The organism is Gulosibacter sediminis, assembly GCF_014904065.1.
GTDB lineage: Bacteria > Actinomycetota > Actinomycetes > Actinomycetales > Microbacteriaceae > Gulosibacter > Gulosibacter sediminis.
In genome coordinates, this window is record NZ_JACXJG010000022.1 from 36,117 (window position 1) to 58,905 (window position 22,789).

Sequence of the window (22,789 nt, forward strand, 5' to 3'; positions counted from 1 at the left end):
GGGGAGGGCGCCCTTGTCGGCGGGTGGTGGCAAACTAGGGCAATGGTAGTTTTCCGGCCGGCACCCGACGAGGCACTTTCGTCGACCCGCACCGACGACTACGCGCCCCTCGCCCTCGCCGCGCCGCCGAGCGTCACGAACGCTGCGACCGAAGAGATCGAGGCGAGCCTGCGCGCGCTGAGCGAGCGCGCATCCTTCACCGTCTCTGAGACGACGCCGGCGAGCGAGCCCACCGCGCCCGCGAGCGGCACGCTGTGGCGCGCCGGCCTCGTCGACGAGCTGCTCAACCCGCGCCCGACCGGCGAGCTCGCCGCGCGCGTCGTCTGCGCCGACTCCGACCGCGAGGAGTGGCTGCGCCACCGCAAGGTCGGCATCACCGCGACCGACGCCGCGCGGCTCGCGACCCCCGCATCCGTTCGCGCCGTCGTGAACGACAAGCTCTACGGCGGCAGCTTCACCGGCAACGCGTTCACCGAGTACGGCAAGAAGCGCGAGCCCGAGATTCAGAAGTGGGTGCGCGAGCAGCACGGCATCGGCAGCTGCGGCTTCCTCATTCGCGCCGCCGAGAACCCGCGCCACCTCGCGACGCCCGACGGCCTCGCGCAGCGCGGCGGCGAGTCGCTGCTCGCCGAGATCAAGACGACGAACAAGTCATGGGCGAAGATTCCCCGCAACTACCTGCGCCAGGTCTACTGGCAGCAGTACGTCGTCGCCGCCGAGCGAACGCTGTTCGTGTGGGAGCACCACAAGAACTTCGTCGTGCAGGATGCGGAGCCCCGCGCCGTCTGGATCGAGCGCGACGACGCCGAGATTGCCCGACTTGTGGGCCTCGCCAACGAGGTGCTGGAGCGGCTCGCGCTCGCGTAGCTATTCGTCCTTGGCTGGGGTACCCCACTTGAGCTGGTGCCGTAGTTGTTCTCGCAGCGGCCGCTGACCATTTACCGCCACAGATGCACCTGCGGAAGTCTCTGCGTCAGAGGGTACGGAGGCCACATCGGCAGGCGCGGGATGCGTCGCCATCTTTGCCGCCGACGCTGGCGTAGGAGCCGCATCGGCAAACCTGCCACGTCGGCTATCCCAAACCCTAATCGTCTGAGGAAGGGACGCCTTTGGATTGGTTGTCTTCGGCGACGCTACCTCGGGAGGGGCCGCTTGCCCATTCACTGTCGGTGGTGACGTTGGCGCCGGCAGCACCGGTGGCACGGGCGGTACCGGTGGAACGGGTGACACCGACGGCACCGGCGGCACGGGCACCTGCTCGGTGGTCTTGTCCTCCCGAGGTAACTTGCGAACACTGCGTTTCACGGGCGATGTCTTCGACGCTCGTGCCGCCGCGCGACGCTCGTTCGCGTACTGCCGTCGCAGTTTGGCGGGCGAAATGAACCCCGAAGTATCAGCGTCTGCGCGTGGGTCGGATGCAACCATCGCTTTTGCCTCGGTTGGTTCGAACGGGGAAATTCCCATGAGTGCACGAATCTCCGGAGCCGCTTGGAGTGTTTCTAGCGCCCTTCGCTGTAATTGACGGGCACGTTCGCGAGTGACGCCGAGGTGATTCCCGACTTCTTCCAGGGTCAAAGGCTCGGCGAGTTCGGTACCCATGCCAAACCGCATCCGCAGTACTTCTTGCTCGCGCACTGGCAAGACCATGCTCATTACGCGGTGCAGAACAGTGTGGGTACTCTCGGATTCAATCCGTTCACCAAATTGCTCATCATCGGTGTAGGTCAGCTCAAGGCGAAATGCGTCGACGTCAGCAAGCGGTGCAATCACCGGGCGCAGTTGGCGGACTTTCTCGAGAGACATGTCCGCAACCTTCGCTACTTCCTCATCCGTCGGGGGTGATGCAGTAACACTGGCCCCGGCAACTTCGCGGATTGCAAGTTCGATAGCTCGCGCTGAGTCAAGCGCGTGAATAGGTATACGAATTTCTCGGTCCTGGTCGCCGGCGGCACGGTCACAAGCTTGTCGGATCCAATGCGTCGCATACGTCGAGAATTTGGTGCCTCGATTGTGGTCAAACAATTTGAGCGCGTGAATCAGCCCCAGGTTACCGGCCTGGACCACATCGAGAAATTTCATGTGCCTCAGATGCCAGTACTTGCGCTTCGCGATGCTGACGACGAGGCGGAGATTTGACGTGATGAACGTGTCTCGTGCGCGCTGGCCTTGCCGTATTGCGCGACAAAGGGCATGTAATTCCGCGCGGGTGGCAGGTGTCGATTCGTCGAGCTGTTTCTGCGCCGCTTCGCCCGCCCTAATCTGTTCAGTAAGTCGCCACTCATCCTCCGCCTCGAGTAACGGGAATCTGCCGATGATGCTCAAGTAATCCTTGACCGCATCCGGCCGCGCCCCAACGATGCGGGATGTGGTCGGAAAGTCGATTTCCTCCGAATCCCTGAAGCGCAGGGTGCCCAGCTTGTCAGCGACGACCGGCGCGGGTTGGTCATAATCCCGATCACCGGGTTGCCCGTCGGCGGGGTGATCCGACGGCCGCGCATTACAGGCGCGAACGATTTCTTGCGCATCACCGTCCGACGTTGCGGCAGCAAAGCTCGGCACATTCCGTGCATCCATTTCCGGGCTCAGGAACTCAACAACGTGCTTGAGTCCGGAGTCCTCGCGCAGATCGAACTCCGCAGCTTCGACCGCAAGCGGCCGAAGCTCATCGAGCAGGCTCGGCTCCATTTGGCGTGTTCGCGGGTCTTCCACCGAGTCGGCCAGCACCAACACCGCGAATCGGGCTATGCCTCCCGACGCCTTCTTACGAAGCACGCGTCCCAGTCGTTGAATCATCTGGCGCCGTTGACGAGTCGACGAGACCACGATGCCGAGGTCGACCTCTGGCAAATCGACGCCTTCATCAAGGATGCGCGGCGCGGCGAGCGCTTTGACCTCACCGTTGCCGAGCAGACGGAACGCTTCGCTGCGATCTTCCGCATCGGTGTCGGCGCAAACGGCCGTTGAACTCGCACCACGGTCGCTTAACAAACTTGCAATGGTACTCGCAATTTCAACTGTCTGCGTGAATACCAGCGTGCCGTTGGATGCTGCAATCACCGGTGTGAGCTCGCGGATGACCAATTGTTTTTGCGCGCTGGCCGACATAAGCCGAGTTCGATCGGCAAATGATTTCAAGAACCAGCGTGCATTGCCGCTCCGACGATCTTCGCGATCTTGCGCGAGCTGGGTTACCGCGCGAATAAAATCCCCGAAAGGTTCCATCGGAACAGCTCCACGGAGCTTGCTCCGTGCGTCACTCATGTTGTCGGTGAGTTCTTCGTATGCGGCAAACTCACGCGAAGTGAACGGCACCCGCACCCACGCAATCTTGAATGGGGCAATGAGTTCTTCGCGCACTGCACGCGAGAAGTCCAAGGAAAAACAGGTCCGCTCGAAGAATTTCGCGAGACGTTCGTCGCCAACATCTCCACGCTCAAGGGTCGCGGTCAGACCAAGGCGTATTGGGTAGTCCTCGGGGCGAAGGCCCTCGCTGTATTTGGGGGCTCCGTAGGTGTGGCATTCGTCGGCCAACAGGAGGGCCTTTTCGCCCTTTCTGAGCATCGACTGTCGAAACGCAGATTGGATCGTGATGACAGTGACGTCCCAATCACCGTGGGGGTCGCGGCGCGTAGATACCATGATGCCAGGTAGGTGCTCGTGTATTTGCGCAACCCACTGGTCTTGGAGAGCGATCGTTGGCACGTACACCACGCTCCGCATCCCAAGTTCTTGCGCATCCCGGAGCGCTGCGAGTCCAACTCTCGTCTTGCCCGTGCCAGTGACGGCCTCGACCACACCGATTCGCTTCGCGTCACGCCAGCTGCTGAGCGCTTCTTGCTGCCAAGCGAATAACGAGAGATCGGGTCGGGACTCGCGTTCGGCCGCCGCCGCGCGTTGTGCTTCGCGAAGCTGGCGGATGCGTCGCAGCTTCGCCTCAGCTTCGCGCTCTTCTTGCTCGAGGAGCTGCTCAATCTGCTCGGGAGTTAAAGAACCAAGCTTCATCGCAAGGTAGTCACCAGGAGTCATGGTCGGGCCCTTCGGAGGACTAATCGGAGCGGTATCTCTCCGCTGTCCAGATCCTAGATCGACCTAGCGACATCAATGGTTTCCCATCAGTGTCACCGCGAACTACGGCAGCTGCATCGCCGGCGTCACGCGAAGCAACCCCTGCATCGCGCCGATTGGCTCGAGCCAGACTTTGCCCGCGAATGACTTCGCCGGGTCGAGCAGCAGCCCCGCCTTCATGCCGATGAAGGTTATGGTCATGTGCGCGCGCAGCACCGCATCCGGGTCTGGCACCCTGCCGTCGTCGGGGTCGATGCCCGAGGGAATGTCGACCGCCATCACGAGTGGGTCGGCCTCGGCGATGGCCGCCTTCACCGCGACGATCACCGAACGCACCGGCTCGCGTAGCGCCGGTGATCCGCCGGCTGCGACCCCCCCCAGTGCCGATCCCGAGCACGCCGTCGACCAGCACATCCGCGCCCGTAACCCGCGCCGCGACCGCGGCCGGATCCTGCTCGAACATGATCTCGGCCCCTGCATCCCGCGCGGCTTCCTCGGCCTGCGGATGCAGTTTGCCCGCAACCGCGATGACCTCGGCCCGCACGTCGGCCGCCGCGAGCAGCGATGCGGCGTACGTCGCATCCGCGCCGTTGTCACCGCCGCCCGCGAGGAACAGCACTCGCGCCGTCGCCGGGTCGGGCAGCACGCTCGTGATCTGGTCGGCGAGCGCCTGCGCCGCCCGCAACATGAGCGGCACGCCCCGCTGCAACAGCGGCTGCTCGGCCTCGCGAATCTGGGCTGCGGTGTATCCGGTGCGCATGCCTCCATCCTCCCACCGCGGCAGCGATGCGCAGGGCGAGGGCCGCGGGCGAACAGCTCAGCAGTTGGGAGGCATTCACGCTTCGGGATGCTGCTCTACCTGCCTCCCGTGGCGAAAACAGCTCCCGCGGCGCAGGAACGGAGGCGTTCGCGCCACGGGATATTGCTCTACCTGCAGCTCGAGGTACGAATAGCTCCCGCACGTGGTGAAGGGAGGGATACGCGCCCAGGGACGCTGCTCTTTATGCATCCAAAGGCGCGAACGCCCTTCCTTGAGGTGGAGCTTAAGACGAAGCCGCTCGGTGGTCCGCTCTGCCACGTCATGCAACCCAGCGGCTGGGCGCTGAGGCACGGGGTGGGCGGAATACGGCATAGCTTGTGCCGTACCGCCCCGCGGCAGGGTCGTACGGCACGCATGTACGCCACCTCCTCGCTTCGGGAGGTTGTGTCCGCATCATTGCTAGTGCAGGCAACAAACGCTTGCGCGGTCCGGATGCGCATGGCTAGACTAGAGGCAGCCTTAGACCGCTGGTGCTTGGCGTGTGCCCAATGAGTGCAACTCACGGGCCAGAGCCAAACGAAGGATCCGAAAGGACCACCCGCGTAGGACGACAGAGTACTTCGCTTACGACACGTTTGTGTCGGCATGCGCAACGCTCCGACGCCTACGTCGGAGCGTTTTTTCGTGTCAATCGTGCCTGGCGGTGGGATCCCGGCATCCGCCGAGGTCTTGCGTACAGACGAGAGGAGAACCATGGCGACCAAGGAGGCAACCGTCGCTGAGCTCGTGGAGCGATTCCAGGGCTCAAACGCCGTTGTGCTGACTGAGTACCGCGGTCTCACCGTTGCACAGCTCAAGGAGCTGCGCCGTTCGCTCGGTGAGAACGCAACCTACGCCGTGGCAAAGAACACGCTCGCCAAGATCGCAGCCAACAAGGCTGGGTTCGAGGGTCTCGACGACAACTTCGCTGGTCCGACCGCTATTGCGTTCGTCACCGGTGAGGTCGTTGACGCGGCCAAGGCACTGCGCGACTTTGCCAAGGACAACCCTCTCCTGGTGATTAAGGGTGGCTACTTCGACGGTAAGCCGCTCACCCCGGAAGAGGTCAACAAGCTCGCCGACCTCGAGTCCCGCGAAACGCTGCTTGGCAAGCTTGCCGGCGCGTTCAAGGCCTCGCTGTTCGGTGCCGCGTACATGTTCACCGCGCCCGCGTCGAAGGCGGTTCGTACCGTCGACGCGCTGCGTGCAAAGCAGGAAGAGACCGCGGAGTAGTCCGTCCCGGACCGCGGCATTTCATAACTAAGGAGAAACCCCATGGCTAAGCTCACCGCTGAAGAGCTCATCGAGCAGTTCAAGGAGCTCACCCTCATCGAGCTCAGCGACTTCGTGAAGCTCTTCGAAGAGACCTTCGAAGTCACCGCTGCTGCCCCCGTTGCTGTTGCTGCTGCCGGCGGCGCTGCTGCTGCTGACGCTCCGGCCGAGGAAGAGAAGACCGAGTTCGACGTCATTCTCGAGGCTGCTGGCGACAAGAAGATCCAGGTCATCAAGGAGGTGCGTGGTCTTACCTCGCTCGGCCTTGGCGACGCGAAGGCACTCGTTGACGGCGCTCCGAAGCCCGTCCTCGAGGGCGCAAGCAAGGAAGACGCTGAGAAGGCCAAGGAGGCCCTCGAGGCCGCCNCCACCGTCACCGTCAAGTAGTTGCTCGCTGCGCACGCAGCTTGACGCTTCGCGCTGACCCTTTCGTCGGCGCACGACCTAGCGGGTCGAGACACTGTCTCGACCCGCTTCGTCGTTTCCGCATCGCGGTTCGGTGAACGCGCGATAACGATTCGTGCCGGTGAGCGATTTCGCTCTTGTCGCCGGCCGGATGCCAGGCGGAAGGTAGGTGTGTGCAGGGTTGGGGGATCCTGAGAATTCTGCGCGTCAAGCACGGATTCTCACGAAAGAAGCAACGATGCGCATGCTCGCAAAGCGAATCAGCGCGTTCGTAGGTGCCGTCGCGATAGGTCTGGGAGGCCTCTTCGTGGTGGCGACGCCGGCTGTGGCGGCTCCACTCGATACCAGCGTGCTGCACCGGCACGCCGAACCGCTCAGCGATACCGACGACGAGGCCACCGCCGGGCCGCTCGAGTCTGAACCGGTGGCGCCCGAAACGACTGAGGCCGAGGCTACGACCGAGCCTGCGGATGCGCCGGTCGAGTCGACCCCGCCAGCCGAGGAAACGACGGAGCCGGCCGAGACCACCGAACCCACCGACGAGCCGGGCGAGCCCGACGCGACCACGCCGCCGACCTCGACTGAGGGCCCGACCGAGGACGCATCCGACCTCGCCCTCATGCTTGGCTAGGCCACCTACACGCCCGAGCAATCGGCGAGCGGCATCACGTGGTCGGCGAGCGGTTTGAGCGAGGGTGACTCGTACTACCTCTACGTCGATGGGACCAGCGTGGGCGGCAGCGACGTCATGGAAACGTGCCCGATGCCGACGGCCACGCGAGTGGCGTGATCGGTTTCCAGGAGCTCCTTACCGACGGCAAGCCGTTCTTTGTCGAGGTGGCGACGGGCGTCGCAGCTCCCACAGGTGAATACACGCTTGAACTGCGCGTCGAGGATGCGGCGGGCGACCCCGTCGGGGCAGCCACGGCCACCTTCGTCGTCACTGATGCAGGGCCGACGACACCGTTTGACCCCAGCGTTTGGGTGCCGGACGCGACGGTGTCGCAGAGCGAGAGCGTCAGCGGCGTCTCGTACGGTGGCGACGGTTGGTTGGATGCAGGCATGATCGACGGGATGGTGACGCTGCCCAACGGATCGACCGTCACGCTGAGCCCAATTGAGCCCATGGCCGGTGGTCAGTTCGAAGACACGCTCGCGATCGACTGAGTCGTAAGTACGTAGAACCGATCGACGCGAAAGTGGCCAGGGCATTCGCCCCGGCCACTTTCGCATCGACTGTCGCTTAGCCGATGCATACGCATAATGGAAGTCATTCCGTGGGTGCATGTGGAAACAATTACGTTACGAATCTGTTGCATCTGAGTGCCGGCTGTGAAACTTTGGACAGGTGCAGGGTTGGGGAATCCTGAGAATCTGCGCATACGCAACCGCAACCTCAATAAAGAGAAGAGACAACGATGACCGCTTTCTCGAAGCGCATTGCTGCCACTGCTGCCGCGGCAGCGCTGACCGCTGGTGGCGTGTTCGCCGTCGCCACGCCGGCATTCGCAGCGACCACCACGCCGACCGCGACCGACGAGGCTGTCGAGGCACAGCTCGTCGTCGACTCGTCGTCGCTGGAGTCTGGCACCACGGCCGTCAACTGGGCCGCGACCGGCCTTGAGCCCGGTGTCACCTACACGGTTGAGCTCGTCGCGCCGGAAGGCACCTCCGACGTGAAGGCGACTGATAACTCGTACGTGGTCGCGGACGACGGCACCGCCGCTGGCGAGCTCACTTGGGAAGACGACCCGGCGTTCACTGACGGCAACTACACCCTCACGGTGACCTCGACGACCGGTGACGCGCTCACGACTACCTTCGACGTCGGCCCACAGGCTACTGGGGATGTCGCACCGACGCCGACGGCGTCGCCGACNTCCCGAGCCGACCGCGACCGCGACCCCGCAGTCCACGGACACCGAGACCCCGGCCTCGGCTGAGGCTGAAGAGGCCCCGGCGCTCGCGATCGAGCAGGACACCTACACCCAGAGCGAGACGCTCTCGGGCGTCAACTACGCAGGTGCAGGCTGGGCCCCGGGAGTTGAGATCACTATCGAGGTGACCGAGCCGAACGGTTCGACCACCGTCATCTCGCCGGTCGGCGACCCTGAGTCTGACATCGCGGTCGACGAGAACGGCGAGTTTGCCGGCACCGTCACCTACACCACCTACGAGGACACGAACGGCAACGGCCAGTACGACGCCGGCGAGCCTAGCTCGGCCCAGGTCCTCCCCATTGGTGACTACACCATCACCGCAACCCAGGAGGACGTCACCGAGACCATCTCGTTCTCGGTCGTTGCCGACGCCTCGGAGTCGATCCCGGCTTCGGACGGCGAGGACACCTCGAACAACGGCGGTAGCAACGGCGACTCGCTCGCCGTGACCGGTGCTGACGACGCTGCGCTGCTCGGCATGCTTGCCGGTGGCCTCGTGCTCGTCGCCGCCGGTGCGACCACCATGGTCGTGCGCCGCCGCCAGAGTTAGTAGCTCACGCGGTCTGGGCGGCTAACGCCCAAACTTGACGAAGGCGGGATGAAGTGTGAACTCTTCATCCCGCCTTCGTCGTTTCCGCACGGGGCGGGGTCAAAGAATTTTTATTACGACGCACGAAACACTGTGAAAACTCTCATAACCCGCTAATATATCGATTAGATAACTTTGCCTTTTCTGGATCGATGAGATTGGATAGCGACATGCCCGCATCACGGCGTGCCACCGGCGCACTCGCTCTTGCGGTCGCTGGCGTGTTCGGCAGCTTCGCGGTTGTCGGCCTGCCCTTCGATCCGGCTTCGGCGGCCGAACCGACGAGCGACATCAACCAGACCCAGCCGGTCGTGAACCTCGTCGCCGACGAGCCTGGTGCGACGACGTCGCCCAGCAGCGGTTCAGCGGTCACCGGTGTCTCGACCGAGCCCGGCGCAACCCCGGGCGCCGGCGATTCCGGCGCTGGCTCGAGCGGTTCCCCGACGGGCGGGGCTACCCCCACGAGCGACCCCGATCCGGGCGAGACGCCGCCGGTCGAGACCACCACGCCACCAACCGCAGAGCCGACGACGCCGGTGGAAACGCCCACGCCGACTCCTGACCCGACCCAACCTGTCCAGACGGGCGGCACGACGCCCGATCCTGGAGCGGGGGAGCCCGCGGCAGAGCAGCCTTCGGTAGACGCGCCGATCCGGCAGGAGCCGGGCGCCCCGACTGGAGCGCCCGAGGCTGGCGGCGAAGTCGGCGACAACATCGTGCCGGTCGAGCCGGGCCACCGAGGCAACCAGGACTCCGCGAATGGTGACAGGGGCACGCGACCGACCGTGAAGCCGAGCTCGACCGCCGGGCCGAGCTCAGCATCCGACGTCGATGTGTCGGCGCCGACGCCGTCGGCGACACCGCAGGCCGACGACCTCGCGAATACCGGTGTTAATGGCAACCTCGTTGCGGTCTTCTCGATAGCGGCGATCATCGTCGCGATCGGCACCATCCTGCTGCGACGTCGCAACGCCTGACCCTGCGTGGCGCGGACGGCCCGCGCATCTGTATGATTGGTCGATGTGCCACGTTCGCGTGCACAGCTGGAGGATTCGCCTAGTGGCCTATGGCGCACGCTTGGAAAGCGTGTTGGGTGCAAGCCCTCGCGGGTTCGAATCCCGCATCCTCCGCATTAGCTCCGGAGACGGCATGCCCATCTCAATCAATCTGCGATGCAGATTGCAAATCCCGCATCCTGCCCGCGAGACACTTCCAGCCGTGACGCAGATGACGTCGCGGCTCGATTTTGTTGTGAGCGCTACGACTGGGTGACGTCGAGGCTGAACTCGAGCTGGCCCTCCGACTCGACCTCGACGAAGCCGAGGCTCGGCGCATCCACGCCGTAGTCGGCGAAGGTGAGCGGCACCGTGCCGACGATCTGTGCGGTGTCACCGTCCACGACGACGTCGAGCGTGGCCGTCACGGTCTGCGAGACGCCGTGCAGAGTCAGCGTTCCGGTGACGTCGACCGACACGGTCTCGCCGCTCGTCACGTCGTCGGGCAGCTCGGTCGCCTCGGCGAGCTCGAAGGATGCGGTGGGGTACGTGCTCGCCTCCATCGCGTCGTTCACAAAGTAATCATCTCGGTTCGAATTGTCGGTGGCGATCGACGCGACATCGACCTCGACGGTGCCCTCGGTGAGGGTGGTGCCGTCGATCGTGAACGACCCCGACACCTCCTCGGTGCGGCCGACGACCGTGACGTCATCGCCCTGCAGCACCTCGTCAACGCGGTAGCCGGCGTAGCCGCTGTCGACGCTCCATTCGCCCGAAACGTTGTTCGATCTGCTCACGGCCGAGGCCGAAGTCGTCTGCGAGATCGACGGCGCCTCGATGTCGCTGCTGCCGCCGAACACGGCGCGATACATCGTGGGCGCGAGCAGCGCGCCCGCCACGAGTACGACAACGACACTGCTCACGACCCAGAGTGTGATCTTCTTGCCTCGACTCATGGGTGTGCGGGTGGCATCAGCCATGCGGAACTCCTTCAGCACGGCTCATGGCCGCGGGGTTGGGGGACTTTTCTCTCGTCGCAATCGAAGATAGGCAAGCGAAAAACGCCGCGGCTATGCGGATGCTATGAGTCGCCTATGCGGGCTGGCCTCCTGCGCCTACGCGTGCGGCAGCGACTCGTCGCGTCCGTAGCCGCCGGGCTCGAGCTGGAACGTGCAGTGCTCGATGCGCACCTCGAAGTGCTCGCGCACGCACTCCTGCAGCTCGCGCAACACGGTCTCGGTGTGCGCCTTGTCGAGGCACTCGTGCTCGACCTCGATGTGCGCCGTGAGCACGGGCAGCCCGGTGCCGATTGAAGTCACGTGCAGGTCGTGCACCTGCCGCACGTGGTCGTTCTTGAGCAGGTGCTGCCGCAGCAGGTCGAGGTCGAGGCCCGCAGGCACCGCCTCCATGAGCACGCGCACGCTGCGGCGCAGAATCGACACGGCGCGGGGCAGGATGAGCGTGGCGATGAGCAGGCCGGCGAGGGTGTCGATGGTGGTCCAGCCGGTCGCGGCGATGACGATCGCGCTGACGATCACGGCGACGGAGCCGAGGGCGTCGTTGATCACCTCGAGGAACGCGGCACGCAGGTTGAGGTTGTTGTTGCGCGAGGTCGCGAGAACGGCGATCGATGCGATATTACCGACGAGGCCGAGGATGCCGAACACGAGCAGGCCCTCACTCGGCACCTCGGCGGGCGCGAAGAGGCGCGCGATGCCCGAGACGATCGCGTAGGTGCCGACGGCGAGCAGCACGAGCGACTGCGCGGCCGCCGCGAGCACCTCGGCCCGCCGCAGGCCCCACGTGTGGGTCTGCGACGCGGGCCTGACCATGAGGTTCGCAGCCACGAGCGCGAGCAGCAGGCCACCCGCATCCGTGAGCATGTGCGCCGTGTCGACGAGTAGCGCGAGCGAGTTGGTGAAGATTGCGCCGATGAGCTGGGCGACAAACACGGTGGCGGTGATGCCGAAGGCGATCGCGAGCCGGGAGCGGCCCGGGGCCGCCGCATCCGACGTGCCGTGATCGTGGTCGTGCACCGCATCCTCCGCAAATATATAAGCAATAACTTATATTTCAGCGTAGCGCGCCGCGCGCGGTTCGGCCACCCCGATTCTGCCGCGCGAACGCGGGCCAGTAGGCTGTCTCGGTGAATTCCGTCGTTATCGCTGTCGTCATCATGCTCGCGCTCTCGCTCGCGCGGGTGCATGTCGTGCTCTCCCTCTTTATTGGCGCGGTCGTGGGTGGCCTCGTCGGCGGGCTCGGCCTCGACGGTACGATGCTCGCGTTTCAAGACGGCCTCGGCGTCGGCGCGNAAGATCGCCCTGAGCTACGCCCTGCTCGGCGCGTTCGCGATGGCGGTCGCGAACTCGGGCCTGCCGCGGCTGCTTGCGGATGCGCTCATCCGCCGGCTCGAGGGTGAGGGTGCGAGCGCATCGACCCGCACCGTGACGATCACGAAGTACGGCATGCTCGCGGGCATCCTCGCGATGTCGGTGATGAGCCAGAACCTGATTCCTGTGCACATCGCGTTCATTCCGCTGCTCGTGCCACCGCTGCTCAGCGTCATGAGCAAGCTGCGCATCGACCGCCGTCTCGTGGCGTGCGTGCTCACCTTCGGCCTCGTGACGACCTACATGTTTCTGCCGTTCGGCTTCGGCAAGATCTTCCTCCAGGACATCCTGCTCGGCAACATTGCCAAGGCGGGCCTCGACACCGCGGGCATCAACGTCATGGAGGCGATGACGATCCCGGCGCTCGGCATGGTCGCGGGCCTGCTCATCGCCGTGTTCGTGAGCTACCGCAAGCCGCGCGACTACGAGGACCTCCCGATCATCGGCGCGAACGTCGAAGAAGAAGAGCACCCGACGCCGTACCGCGTCACGGTCTCGCTGCTCGCGATCGTCGCCTGCTTCGCGACGCAGCTCATCATGAACGCGGTCGGCGCGCAGGCCGACGCGCTGCTCGTCGGCGCCCTGCTCGGGCTCGCGATCTTCCTGCTCACCGGCGCCGTCAAGTGGCGTGAGGCCGACGACGTATTCACGCAGGGCATGCGCATGATGGCGCTCATCGGCTTCATCATGATCACCGCACAAGGCTTCGCCGCGGTGATGGATGCGACGGGTGACGTCGCGCCGATGGTCACGGCGGTCGAGCAGGCCTTCGGCGACAACAAAGCGATGGCCGCGTTCGCGATGCTCTTCGTCGGCCTCGTCGTCACGATGGGCATCGGCTCGTCGTTCTCGACGCTACCAATCATTACGACCATCTACGTGCCACTCTGCCTCGCCCTCGGCTTCTCGCCGGTCGCGACGGTCGCCATCATCGGCACGGCCGGTGCCCTCGGCGACGCCGGTTCGCCCGCATCCGACTCGACGCTGGGGCCGACGGCCGGCCTCAACGCCGACGGGCAGCACGACCATATTCGCGACTCGGTGATCCCGACATTCCTGCACTACAACCTGCCGCTACTCGCGGCCGGTTGGGTGGCGGCGATGGTGCTCTAAGCCGCGCGCATCGGCAGGTCGTAGCGGCGGCGGATGCTCGAGCCGAGCTTGCGAATGTCGGCACCGTACACGTGGATCGAGATCGCGAGTGCGTCGCCCGAGTTCCACACCTCGTGCAGATCGCCGGGAGGGGCGAAGCCCTCGACGCTGCCCTGCAGGTTCACGCCAGTGCCGGTCTCGACGAGGTAGTCGCCGGCGGCATCCTCGACGACGCGGTAACGCAGTTCCGACTCATTGCCCTCGTAGACGCCGACGACGCACCACGAGATGTGGTCGTGCACCGGCGTGCGCTGACCGGGCAGCCAGACGAGCGCGACGATCGAGAAGCTGCCGTCGTCTTCGACGTGCAGCAGGTTCTGCTGGTAGGCCTCGGGGTTGGATACGCGGGCCGACGCGGGCACGAGGCCGGGCACGCCGAGGTATTGCTCAAGCACGCCAGCAACGGCCTGCGAGGTCGGGGCGGCCGCTTCGTCACGGGCGACGATCTCGCGGATCTTACTGACCAACTCTGCGCGCGCATCCGCCGCCGCATCNTATCGTCATAGTCACTGCTCTTTCCTGGGCCGTCGCCCACGAGCAGGAGCCTACGCCGTTGGCGTGACCGGAAAAGTAAAGGACCCCCCGCGCACCCGCCAGAGCCTGGTTACCCTTGCTTCGTTTCCGACCTGGGGGAGTTGGCCTGGGTGGCGCCACGCGGGGAGCCGACTTGTAGTTTACCTGACGGTCGAGGAGGCGCGCACGTCGGGCGGGCCGCTACGCCGCAACAGCCCAGCCGCCGGTCGCCGGGCGTCGTTACGATGACACCGTGACCGCGAGCATTTACATCACGTCTTCCGAAGGTTTTTCCGGCAAGCAGGCCGTTGCACTCGGCGTGCTCGAGACCCTCACGCAGCACAGTGGCCGCGTGGGTCTGTTCCGCCCCGTTACGCAGAGCGCGACCCGCGACGACATCCTCAAGCATCTGCTCGAGCGCCTCGACCCGAACCTCGGCCTCACGCCCGAGCTCGGGGTTGGTGTGACCTACGACGAGGTGCACGCCGACGCGACGTCGGCGCTGGCGAAGATCCTCCAACGCTACGACGCGGTCGCGAGCCGCTGCGACGTCGTCGTGATTCTTGGCAGCGACTTCACCGACGTCGGGAACCCGGCCGAGCTCGACTTCAACGCCCGCGTCGCCGCGAACCTCGGCGCCCCGGTGCTGCTTGTGCTGACGGGGCTCAACCCGGACGACCGCAGCCCCCGCACGCCCGCCGAACTCGCGCAGGTTGCCGCGAGTACGTTGCCGGTGCTCGAAGCCGAGCACGCCCAGCTACTCGCCGTCGTGGTGAACCGCGTCGGCGAAGGTCACCTCGACGAGGTGCGCACCGGCGTGCAGGCGGCAGTGCGGGATGCCGAGGTCGCAGCCACCGCCGAGGTGCCGGTCTGGTGCCTCCCCGAAAATAAGGTCCTCAACGCCCCGAGTGTCGACGAGCTGCGCGCCGCGCTTGGCGCCGAGCTCTACTCGGGCGACGAAAAGCTGCTGGGCCGCGAGGTGCTGGGCATCACGGTGGCCGGCATGTCGATGGAGCACGTGCTCGAGCGCACCTTCGAGTCGGGCGTCGTCGTGGTTGCCGCCGACCGTACCGAGACGATCGTCGCGCTGCTGCTCGCCCAGCAAGCGCGCACGATGCCCTCGCTTGCGGCGCTCGTCGTCAATGGCCCGTTCGAGTTCTCGCCGATCGTCGAGTCGCTCATTCGCGGTGTCGACCTCGAGCTGCCGATGCTGCGCACGAACCTCGGCACCTACGAGACGGCGCAGCGCATCGTGAACACTCGTGGCCGCTTCCTTGCCTCAATGGTCCGCAAGGTCGACACCGCGCTCGCCGACTTCGCCGAGTACGTCGACCGGGATGCGCTGCTCGGCCTGCTCGACGTGCCGGAACCGCAGGTGGTCACGCCGCTCATGTTCGAGCACACCCTGCTCGCGCGCGCCCGCGCTGAACGCAAGCACATCGTGCTGCCCGAGGGCAACGACGACCGGATCCTTCAGGCTGCCTCGACGCTACTCACGCGCGAGGTCGCCGAGCTGACGATCCTCGGCGACGAGCCGAGCATCCGCAACCGCGCATCCGAGCTCGGCCTNCCTCGCCGAGGCGCACATCGTCTCACCGCAGGACCCGGCCATGCTCGAGCGCTTCAGCGAGGAATACGCGCGGCTGCGCGCCCACAAGGGGGTCACGATCGACCAGGCACGCGACCGGGTGCAGGACGTCTCGTACTTCGGCACGATGATGGTGCACCTCGGCCTCGCCGACGGCATGGTCTCGGGCGCGGCCCACACGACGGCGCACACGATCAAGCCGTCGTTCGAGATCGTGAAGACCCGTCCGAACGTGTCGATCGTCTCGAGCGTGTTCCTCATGTCGCTCGCCGACCGCGTGCTGGTGTACGGCGACTGCGCCGTGAACCCCGACCCGACGGCCGAGCAACTCGCCGACATCGCGATCTCGTCGGCCGAGACGGCGAAGCAGTTCAACATCGAGCCGCGCGTCGCCATGCTGAGCTACTCGACGGGCGACTCGGGCGCTGGCGCCGACGTCGACAAGGTGCGCGAGGCGACCCGCCTCGTGCGCGAGCGCGCGCCCGAGCTACTCGTCGAGGGGCCGCTGCAGTACGACGCGGCAACCGACATGGCGGTGGCCTCGAAGAAGCTGCCCGGCAGCGACGTGGCGGGCCGGGCGACCGTGTTCATCTTCCCCGACCTCAACACCGGCAACAACACGTACAAGGCGGTGCAGCGCTCGGCGGGCGCGCTCGCGATCGGCCCGGTGCTGCAGGGGCTCAACAAGCCGATCAACGACCTCTCGCGCGGTGCGCTCGTGAGTGACATCGTGAACACCGTCGCGATTACGGCGATCCAGGCGCAGGCAGACGCGTAGGCCACGGCCCCGCGACGAAAGGCAAAACATGACCATCGTGCTCGTGGTGAACTCCGGTTCCTCCTCGCTGAAGTACCAGCTGCTCGACATGGCGACCGAGACGACGCTCGCGGCCGGGCTCATCGAGCGCATCGGCGAGCCGAGCGGCAGCGTGCGCCACACGAACGCCGGCGGCACGCGCGAGCGCGAAGCGCCCATCGCCTCGCATGACGACGCGTTCGAGGCGATGCTTGCGAACTTCGCCGAGCTCGGCCCGACGCTCGAGTCGGCGCCGCCGGCCGCAGTCGGTCACCGCGTCGTGCAGGGCGCGCGCCGCTTCTTCGGCCCGACCATCATCGACGACGACGTCGAGCGCAACATCGACGAACTCAGCCCGCTCGCGCCCCTCCACAACCCAGCGAACCTCGCGGGCATCCGCGGGGCGCGCCGGGTGTTCCCGAGCATCCCGCACGTCGCGGTGTTCGACACCGCCTTCCACACAACCATGAGCGACGCCGCGAGCACCTACGCCCTCAACCGCGAGGTCGCCGAGGCGAACCGCGTGCGCAAGTACGGCGCGCACGGCACGAGCCACAAGTACGTATCGGAGGCGGCCGCCGAGTTCCTCGACCGGCCGCTCGAGTCGCTGCGCACCGCCGTGCTGCACATTGGCAACGGCGCCTCGGCCTGCGCGGTCGACGGCGGCAAGTCGGTCGACACCTCGATGGGCATGACGCCGCTCGAGGGCCTGGTCATGGGTACGCGCACCGGCGACATCGACCCGGCCGTGCTCTTTCACCTGCACCGCAAGGCGGGCTACACGGTCGACGAGCTCGACGACCTGCTCAACCGACGCTCGGGCCTGCTCGGACTCACCGGCACGAACGACGTGCGCGACGTGACGCAGCGGGCGGCGGCGGGGGATGTGGTGGCCCAGCTCGGCCTCGACGTCTATGTGCACCGCCTGCGGCACTATCTCGGCTCGTACCTCGTCACGCTCGGCGGCGGTGACGCGATCGTCTTCACGGCCGGTGTCGGCGAGAACTCGGCCGAGGTGCGGCGGCGCACGCTCGAAGGCCTCGAGTGGCTCGGCGTCGAGCTCGACCTCGAGCGCAACCAGCTGCCGAACGACGGCATTCGCGTGATCTCGACCGATGCATCCCGCGTGATCGTGCTCGTCGTGCCGACGAACGAAGAGGTCGAGATCGCGCGACAGACGCTCGCGCAGACGGGGCTGTAGCGCCACAGGCGCACCTGTGGATGACCCGGTACCAGGGTCGGTGGTGACCTCTACGATGGAGGGCATGGTTGCTGCCCTGTATCGCCGATATCGGCCCGAGACGTTCGCCGAAATGATCGGGCAGCAACAGGTGACCGACCCACTCTCGGTGGCGATTCGTTCGGGCCGCATCAACCACGCGTACCTCTTCTCTGGCCCGCGCGGCTGCGGCAAGACGTCGTCGGCGCGCATCCTCGCTCGCTGCCTCAACTGCGCCGAGGGGCCGACCCCCGAACCGTGCGGCAAGTGCGACTCGTGCGTTGAGCTCGGCCGCGAGGGCGGCGGCTCGCTTGACGTCGCCGAGATCGACGCCGCGAGCCACGGTGGTGTCGACGACGCCCGCGAGCTACGCGAGCGCGCCGTCATGGCCCCGAGCCGCGACCGCTACCGCATCTTCATCATCGACGAGGCGCACATGGTCACCTCGCAGGGCTTCAATGCGCTGCTCAAGGTGGTCGAGGAGCCGCCGGAGCACGTGCTCTTCATCTTCGCGACGACCGAGCCCGAGAAGGTCATCGGCACGATCCGTTCGCGCACGCACCACTACCCGTTCCGGCTGATCCCGCCGGCGCCGATGCTCGAATACCTCGAGCGCATCTGCGCCGCCGAGGGCATCTCGGCCGAGCCGGGCGTGCTGCCGCTCGTCGTCCGCGCCGGCGGTGGTTCGGCGCGAGACACGATGTCGCTGCTCGACCAGCTCATCGCCGGTACCGAGGGCGAGACCATGCAGTACCAGCTCGCGACGCAGGTGCTCGGCTTCACGGCGCAAGACCTGCTCGACGAGTCAATCGCGGCCTTCGCCGACGGCGACGCCTCGGCGGCGTACCGCGCGGTTGACTCGGTGATTCAGTCGGGCCAAGACCCACGCCGCTTCGTCGAAGACCTCCTCGAGCGCGTGCGCGACCTCATTGTCGTGAAGGCGATCGGCCAGGGCGCCGAGGCCGTCTTGCGCGGCATCTCGCCGGACGAGCTCGAGCGTATGCACACGAACGCCGCGCGCTTCACCCCGCGCGCGCTGTCGGGCATGGCCGATGCCGTGAACGCGACGCTGTCCGAGATGACCGGCGTGACCGCGCCGCGACTGCAGCTCGAGCTGATGATCGCGCGCGTGCTCGTGGCGCAGCGCGCGGCGTTTGCCGAGGCGGAGGCGCCAGCCGCGTCGGGCGCCGAGCCGGCCGGTTCGCGCGCCGCGGCGCCGCAACAGGATGCGCGTGGTCAGCAGGAGGCGCGTGGCCAGAGTGCGCCCGGGCGGCAGGATGCGCCGGGTCGCGGTGCGCCCGCGGTCGAGCCCGAGCGTGGGCAGGCCGCATTACCGACGCGGACGCCGCAGGACGAGCGGCCCGCGCAGCAGCGCGAGCCGGAGCGGGCTCCCCAGCGCAGCCCCGAGCCGGAGGCGCCGAAGGCGTCGGCGGCAGAGGCAGCCAAGGCGGCGTGGGCAACGCCGGGCGTGACCGACGGTGCGCCGGCTTCCGCGTCCACTGGAGCGCCCGATGCTGACGGCTCACGTCAGTCGTCGCAGGCGGCAGACGATGCGCATTCCCGCGAATCGGCGCCATCGCGCGCGGCGGCGCAGGCACCTGATGCTGCTACCTCGCGTGACTCGGGGCTGCAGCACGAAGCGCGCGGACAGGCGCCGGCAAACGCACCCGCCGAGCGTGCGCGGGCCGATCGACCCGCGGCGCCCGAGCCCTGGCGAACCAACCAGCCCGCAGCATCCGCACCGACATCGGCCGAGTCAGGCTCGGCGTCCGCGAGCGCAGCTGGTTCGGGCCAGCCCGACGCGAGTCAAGTGCAGGACGCATGGCCGAGCGTGCTCGAGGCCGTGAACCGGCTCGGCGGGCGGTCGGCCTGGTCGGTCGTGCGAGGCCTGCAGCCGCTCGGCTACGACGATGGCGTGCTCGCGCTGTGGTTCCCGAACCGCGCGGTCTTTGACCAGGCGCGCCAGGCGCGCGACGGCCAGCCTTCGCCGAGCGACCACATCAAGCGCGCGCTGCGCGAGGTGTTCGGCGTCGACATGAAGATTGCCCCGAAGATCGAGCGTAGCCCCGGCCGCGAGCAGGCGGCTCCGGCAACGGATGCTCCCGCGGCGCCGTCCGACGAGGAGCGCCACCGAGGCGGTCCGCGCCAGACGCCGGCGCCCGTGGCTGACCCGGGCGGGGCGGCTACGTGGAACGTCGCGCCGATTCCCGGTGAGCCGCGCGTCGCCGACGACGGCCCCGGCTCGGCCTGGGACGAGTTTGCGACCGGCCCCGAGCGGAACGACGCCGGTGGGGCCGGCAGCGGTGGACAGGCCAACGACGTGGCACCTGAAACCGTCGACCCGGTTGATGCCGCGCCCGACGACGCCCCGGATGCCCCGGGCTCCGAAGCGACGCGGGCATCCGACGGGAACGCTCGCGCGAGCTCCCCGCCCGAGGTGGCAAGCGAGGGGCACTCGATCGAAGAGGTCGCCGCGACCGACGCGAGCGAGCGCGAGCACGACGCGACCCCGGTCGCGATGCCCGAGGCGACGCTGCACGCGGCGCCCGGCACCGAGGTGCGTAACCCCGTCGACCCGGTGCCCGCATCGTCGGCGCAACCCGAAACCGCCGGGGCTGGTCAGGCTGCGTCCGGCCAGGGCCGCGCAACGCAGGCCGGACCCGGCCAGGGCCGATCCGCGCAGGCCGGACCCGGCCAAGGTCGAGCGCCGCGGGCCGAGACGGCCAGCGCCGAGACAAGTGGTGCCGCGCCTACCGAGAGCCAGCAGACGCCCGCGGCGCCGAGCTGGAACGTCGTCGAGGTGCCCGGCTCCGAACCCGAGCCCGTCGCCGAGCCCGAACCAGAACCCGAGCCCGAGGAACCCGCCGCACCGAAGCATCCTGCGCTCGCGGCGGGCCAGGAGCGCTACGGTGAGTCGGTTATTCGTGAACGGCTCGGTGCGCGCTTCGTCGGCGAAGAGTTGCGGGCCCTGCCGGGGCCGTCGGGCCCGTTCGATGAGGCGCCCGACGACTTCGAAGCGCCGCCAGAGGAGTACTAGGCATGTACGAGGGAATTGTTCAGGACCTCATCGATGAGCTCGGGCGCCTGCCCGGCGTCGGCCCGAAATCGGCGCAACGAATCGCGTTCCATATCGTGCAGACACAGAACTTCGACGTGTCGCGGCTCGCGAAGATCCTGCTCGAGGTGCGCGACAAGGTGAAGTTCTGCAAGTACTGCGGCAACGTCGCGGAGCAGGACGTCTGCATCATTTGCGGCGACCCGAACCGCGACCGCTCGCTCATCTGCGTCGTCGAGGAGCCGAAGGACGTCGGCGCCATCGAACGCACGAACGAGTACGAGGGGCTCTACCACGTGCTCGGCGGCGCGATCTCGCCGATCGACGGCATCGGCCCAGATCAGCTGAACATCCGCGGGCTCATGCCGCGGCTCGAGACGGGCGACGTCGTCGAGGTCATCATCGCGACCGATCCGAACCTCGAGGGCGACGCCACCGCGTCGTACCTCTCGCGCCTGCTCAAAGCGGTCGGGCTCAAGGTTTCCCGCCTCGCATCCGGCCTGCCGGTCGGTGGCGACCTCGAGTACGCCGACGAGGTGACGCTCGGGCGCGCCTTCGCGGGCCGACGCGTCATTTCTTAGCTGTATCCACAGCGCCGCCGCGCGCATCCGACCCGCTAAGCTGGCCGATGGTGCGCAGCCGCGCGGAAGGGAGCCCCTGTGAGCCTCATTGTGCAGAAGTACGGCGGATCGTCGGTTGCCGACGCCGAAAGCATCCGTCGCGTCGCGAAGCGCATCGTCGACACGAAGCGTGCCGGCAATGAAGTGGTCGTCACCGTCTCGGCGATGGGCGACTCCACCGACGAGCTGATCGACCTTGCACACGAGATCACACCGATTCCCGACCCGCGCGAGTTCGACATGCTCGTCACCACGGGCGAGCGCATCTCGATGGCGCTGCTCGCGATGGCGATCAAGTCGATGGGCTACGACGCCCGCTCGTACACGGGCAGCCAGGCGGGCATGATTACCGACGCGAAGCACGGCGATGCTCGCATCGTCGACGTCACGCCGGTGCGCGTGCGTGAGGCGCTCGACGAGGGCGCGATCGCGATCGTCGCCGGGTTCCAGGGCTTCAACCGCGACACCCGCGACATCACGACCCTCGGCCGCGGCGGCTCCGACACGACGGCCGTCGCGCTCGCGGCAGCGCTCGACGCCGACAAGTGCGAGATTTACTCCGACGTCGACGGCATTTTTTCTGCCGACCCGCGTATCGTGCCGAAGGCACACAAGATCGACCACATCTCGAGTGAAGAGATGCTCGAGCTGGCGGGCAGCGGCGCGAAGGTGCTGCACATTCGTGCCGTCGAGTATGCGCGCCGCCAAGGCGTCACGCTCGTCGTGCGCTCGTCGTTCTCGAGCGACCCCGGCACCGTCGTCTACAACCCCGAAACTTCTAAGGAGTACGCAGTGGAAGAAGCCTCGATCGCCGGCGTCTCGCACGACCTCAGCCAGGCGAAGATCACCGTCGTTGGTGTTCCGGATGTTCCGGGCTCGGCCGCTGCGATCTTCAACATCGTTGCCCAGCAGGGCGCGAACATCGACATGATCGTGCAGAACGTGCAGACGCAGAATGACGGCGTGACTGACATCTCGTTCACCCTGCCGAAGACCTCGGCCGAGCAGGTCCTGCGCGCCCTCGAGGGCAACGGCGAGACGCTCGGATTCGAGTCGCTGCGCTTCGACGACCAGATCGGCAAGGTCTCGCTCGTCGGTTCGGGCATGCGCACGAACATCGGTGTCTCAGCGACGCTGTTCGACGCGCTCAAGACCGCGGGCATCAACATCGACATGATCTCGACTTCCGAGATCCGCATCTCGATCATCACGAACGCGGATGTTGTGCCTGAGGCGGCGCGCGTCATCCACACCGCGTTTGGTCTCGACGGCGACTCCGAGGCCGTCGTCTACGCGGGCACCGGCCGCTAACGCCCCTGCGCCCGCGCGCCCGCACCGCGCTCCGCACGCACGCCGCGCTCCCATGAGTGCGCCTTGGGGGNNNNGGGGCT

Annotated in this window: 15 protein-coding genes, 1 tRNA gene, 1 other RNA gene and 5 pseudogenes; 15 read left to right on the forward strand and 7 right to left on the reverse strand. The window is 66.8% G+C overall.

Annotation, left to right across the window (positions count from 1 at the left end; translation table 11 throughout):
• Window positions 1-42 precede the first annotated feature (42 nt).
• Window positions 43-867 carry a YqaJ viral recombinase family protein gene (locus ID132_RS11265; RefSeq protein WP_125106796.1) on the forward strand — a complete coding sequence of 275 codons (825 nt, stop codon included), beginning with the start codon at window positions 43-45 and terminating at the stop codon, window positions 865-867.
• On the opposite strand, the gene ID132_RS11270 is transcribed toward ID132_RS11265, so the two are convergent.
• The 3 genes and pseudogenes from ID132_RS11270 to ID132_RS15350 all read right to left on the reverse strand — a co-directional run.
• On the reverse strand, window positions 868-4,026 hold the full coding sequence (locus ID132_RS11270) for a sigma-70 family RNA polymerase sigma factor (RefSeq protein WP_125106797.1): 3,159 nt from the start codon (window positions 4,024-4,026) through the stop codon (window positions 868-870).
• Window positions 4,027-4,128: 102 nt separating this feature from the next.
• Window positions 4,129-4,545, reverse strand: coding sequence for an NAD(P)H-hydrate epimerase (locus ID132_RS15345; protein WP_413229374.1), 417 nt, complete (start codon window positions 4,543-4,545; stop codon window positions 4,129-4,131).
• Window positions 4,445-4,825 (reverse strand): annotated as a pseudogene (locus tag ID132_RS15350) (NAD(P)H-hydrate epimerase); the annotation flags it as partial. The gene ID132_RS15345 and the pseudogene ID132_RS15350, both read right to left, overlap by 101 nt.
• Before the next feature lie 753 nt (window positions 4,826-5,578).
• Here ID132_RS15350 and rplJ point away from each other — a divergent pair.
• The 6 genes from rplJ to ID132_RS11320 all read left to right on the forward strand — a co-directional run bounded on the left by rplJ (window position 5,579) and on the right by ID132_RS11320 (window position 10,200).
• The gene (rplJ, locus tag ID132_RS11285) at window positions 5,579-6,097 is read left to right on the forward strand and encodes a 50S ribosomal protein L10 (RefSeq protein ID WP_125106799.1); all 519 of its coding nucleotides are present in this window, start codon (window positions 5,579-5,581) and stop codon (window positions 6,095-6,097) included.
• Between the two features lie 42 nt (window positions 6,098-6,139).
• Window positions 6,140-6,523, forward strand: a complete 384-nt coding sequence (gene rplL, locus ID132_RS11290; protein ID WP_193128656.1) for a 50S ribosomal protein L7/L12 — start codon at window positions 6,140-6,142, stop codon at window positions 6,521-6,523.
• A gap of 262 nt (window positions 6,524-6,785) precedes the next feature.
• A complete protein-coding gene (locus ID132_RS11295) occupies window positions 6,786-7,172 on the forward strand; it encodes a hypothetical protein (RefSeq protein WP_164509740.1) in 387 nt (128 codons plus the stop codon).
• 125 nt (window positions 7,173-7,297) lie between these two features.
• Window positions 7,298-7,708 carry a hypothetical protein gene (locus ID132_RS11300; RefSeq protein WP_125106802.1) on the forward strand — a complete coding sequence of 137 codons (411 nt, stop codon included), beginning with the start codon at window positions 7,298-7,300 and terminating at the stop codon, window positions 7,706-7,708.
• Between the two features lie 1,532 nt (window positions 7,709-9,240).
• Entirely contained in the window at window positions 9,241-10,047 is an 807-nt protein-coding gene (locus ID132_RS11315) for an LPXTG cell wall anchor domain-containing protein (RefSeq protein ID WP_125106805.1), read from the forward strand.
• Between the two features lie 68 nt (window positions 10,048-10,115).
• Window positions 10,116-10,200: transfer RNA gene (locus ID132_RS11320), tRNA-Ser, on the forward strand.
• Window positions 10,201-10,328: 128 nt separating this feature from the next.
• Here the strand turns inward: ID132_RS11320 and ID132_RS11325 are convergent.
• On the reverse strand, window positions 10,329-11,045 hold the full coding sequence (locus ID132_RS11325) for a YceI family protein (protein WP_235988530.1): 717 nt from the start codon (window positions 11,043-11,045) through the stop codon (window positions 10,329-10,331).
• Window positions 11,046-11,180: 135 nt separating this feature from the next.
• Window positions 11,181-12,101 carry a cation diffusion facilitator family transporter gene (locus ID132_RS11330; protein WP_193128659.1) on the reverse strand — a complete coding sequence of 307 codons (921 nt, stop codon included), beginning with the start codon at window positions 12,099-12,101 and terminating at the stop codon, window positions 11,181-11,183.
• A gap of 140 nt (window positions 12,102-12,241) precedes the next feature.
• Between ID132_RS11330 and ID132_RS15595 the strand changes: the two are divergent.
• The 3 genes and pseudogenes from ID132_RS15595 to ID132_RS11335 all read left to right on the forward strand — a co-directional run.
• Window positions 12,242-12,289, forward strand: a pseudogene (locus tag ID132_RS15595) (hypothetical protein); the annotation flags it as partial.
• Window positions 12,270-12,416 (forward strand): annotated as a pseudogene (locus ID132_RS15600) (hypothetical protein); the annotation flags it as partial. The pseudogenes ID132_RS15595 and ID132_RS15600, both read left to right, overlap by 20 nt.
• On the forward strand, window positions 12,417-13,568 hold the full coding sequence (locus tag ID132_RS11335) for a Na+/H+ antiporter NhaC family protein (RefSeq protein WP_235988531.1): 1,152 nt from the start codon (window positions 12,417-12,419) through the stop codon (window positions 13,566-13,568).
• Here the strand turns inward: ID132_RS11335 and ID132_RS11340 are convergent.
• Together ID132_RS11340 and ffs are read right to left on the reverse strand one after the other, a co-directional pair.
• Window positions 13,565-14,083: pseudogene (locus ID132_RS11340) on the reverse strand (cysteine dioxygenase family protein); the annotation flags it as partial. The gene ID132_RS11335 and the pseudogene ID132_RS11340 sit on opposite strands and share 4 nt — an antisense overlap.
• A gap of 94 nt (window positions 14,084-14,177) precedes the next feature.
• An RNA gene (gene ffs / locus ID132_RS11345) (signal recognition particle sRNA small type) lies at window positions 14,178-14,274 on the reverse strand.
• 99 nt (window positions 14,275-14,373) lie between these two features.
• Here ffs and pta point away from each other — a divergent pair.
• The 5 genes and pseudogenes from pta (at window position 14,374) to ID132_RS11370 (ending at window position 22,709) form a co-directional block, all read left to right on the forward strand.
• Window positions 14,374-16,486: pseudogene (gene pta / locus ID132_RS11350) on the forward strand (phosphate acetyltransferase).
• A 28-nt stretch (window positions 16,487-16,514) separates the two neighbouring features.
• Window positions 16,515-17,705 (forward strand): acetate/propionate family kinase, encoded by a 1,191-nt coding sequence (locus tag ID132_RS11355; protein WP_193128661.1) that lies wholly within the window; start codon window positions 16,515-16,517, stop codon window positions 17,703-17,705.
• Window positions 17,706-17,769: 64 nt separating this feature from the next.
• Window positions 17,770-20,760 (forward strand): DNA polymerase III subunit gamma and tau, encoded by a 2,991-nt coding sequence (locus tag ID132_RS13205; protein WP_211198400.1) that lies wholly within the window; start codon window positions 17,770-17,772, stop codon window positions 20,758-20,760.
• Window positions 20,761-20,762: 2 nt separating this feature from the next.
• On the forward strand, window positions 20,763-21,359 hold the full coding sequence (recR, locus tag ID132_RS11365) for a recombination mediator RecR (RefSeq protein WP_125106810.1): 597 nt from the start codon (window positions 20,763-20,765) through the stop codon (window positions 21,357-21,359).
• Window positions 21,360-21,437: 78 nt separating this feature from the next.
• On the forward strand, window positions 21,438-22,709 hold the full coding sequence (locus ID132_RS11370) for an aspartate kinase (protein WP_125106811.1): 1,272 nt from the start codon (window positions 21,438-21,440) through the stop codon (window positions 22,707-22,709).
• Window positions 22,710-22,789: the final 80 nt, after the last annotated feature.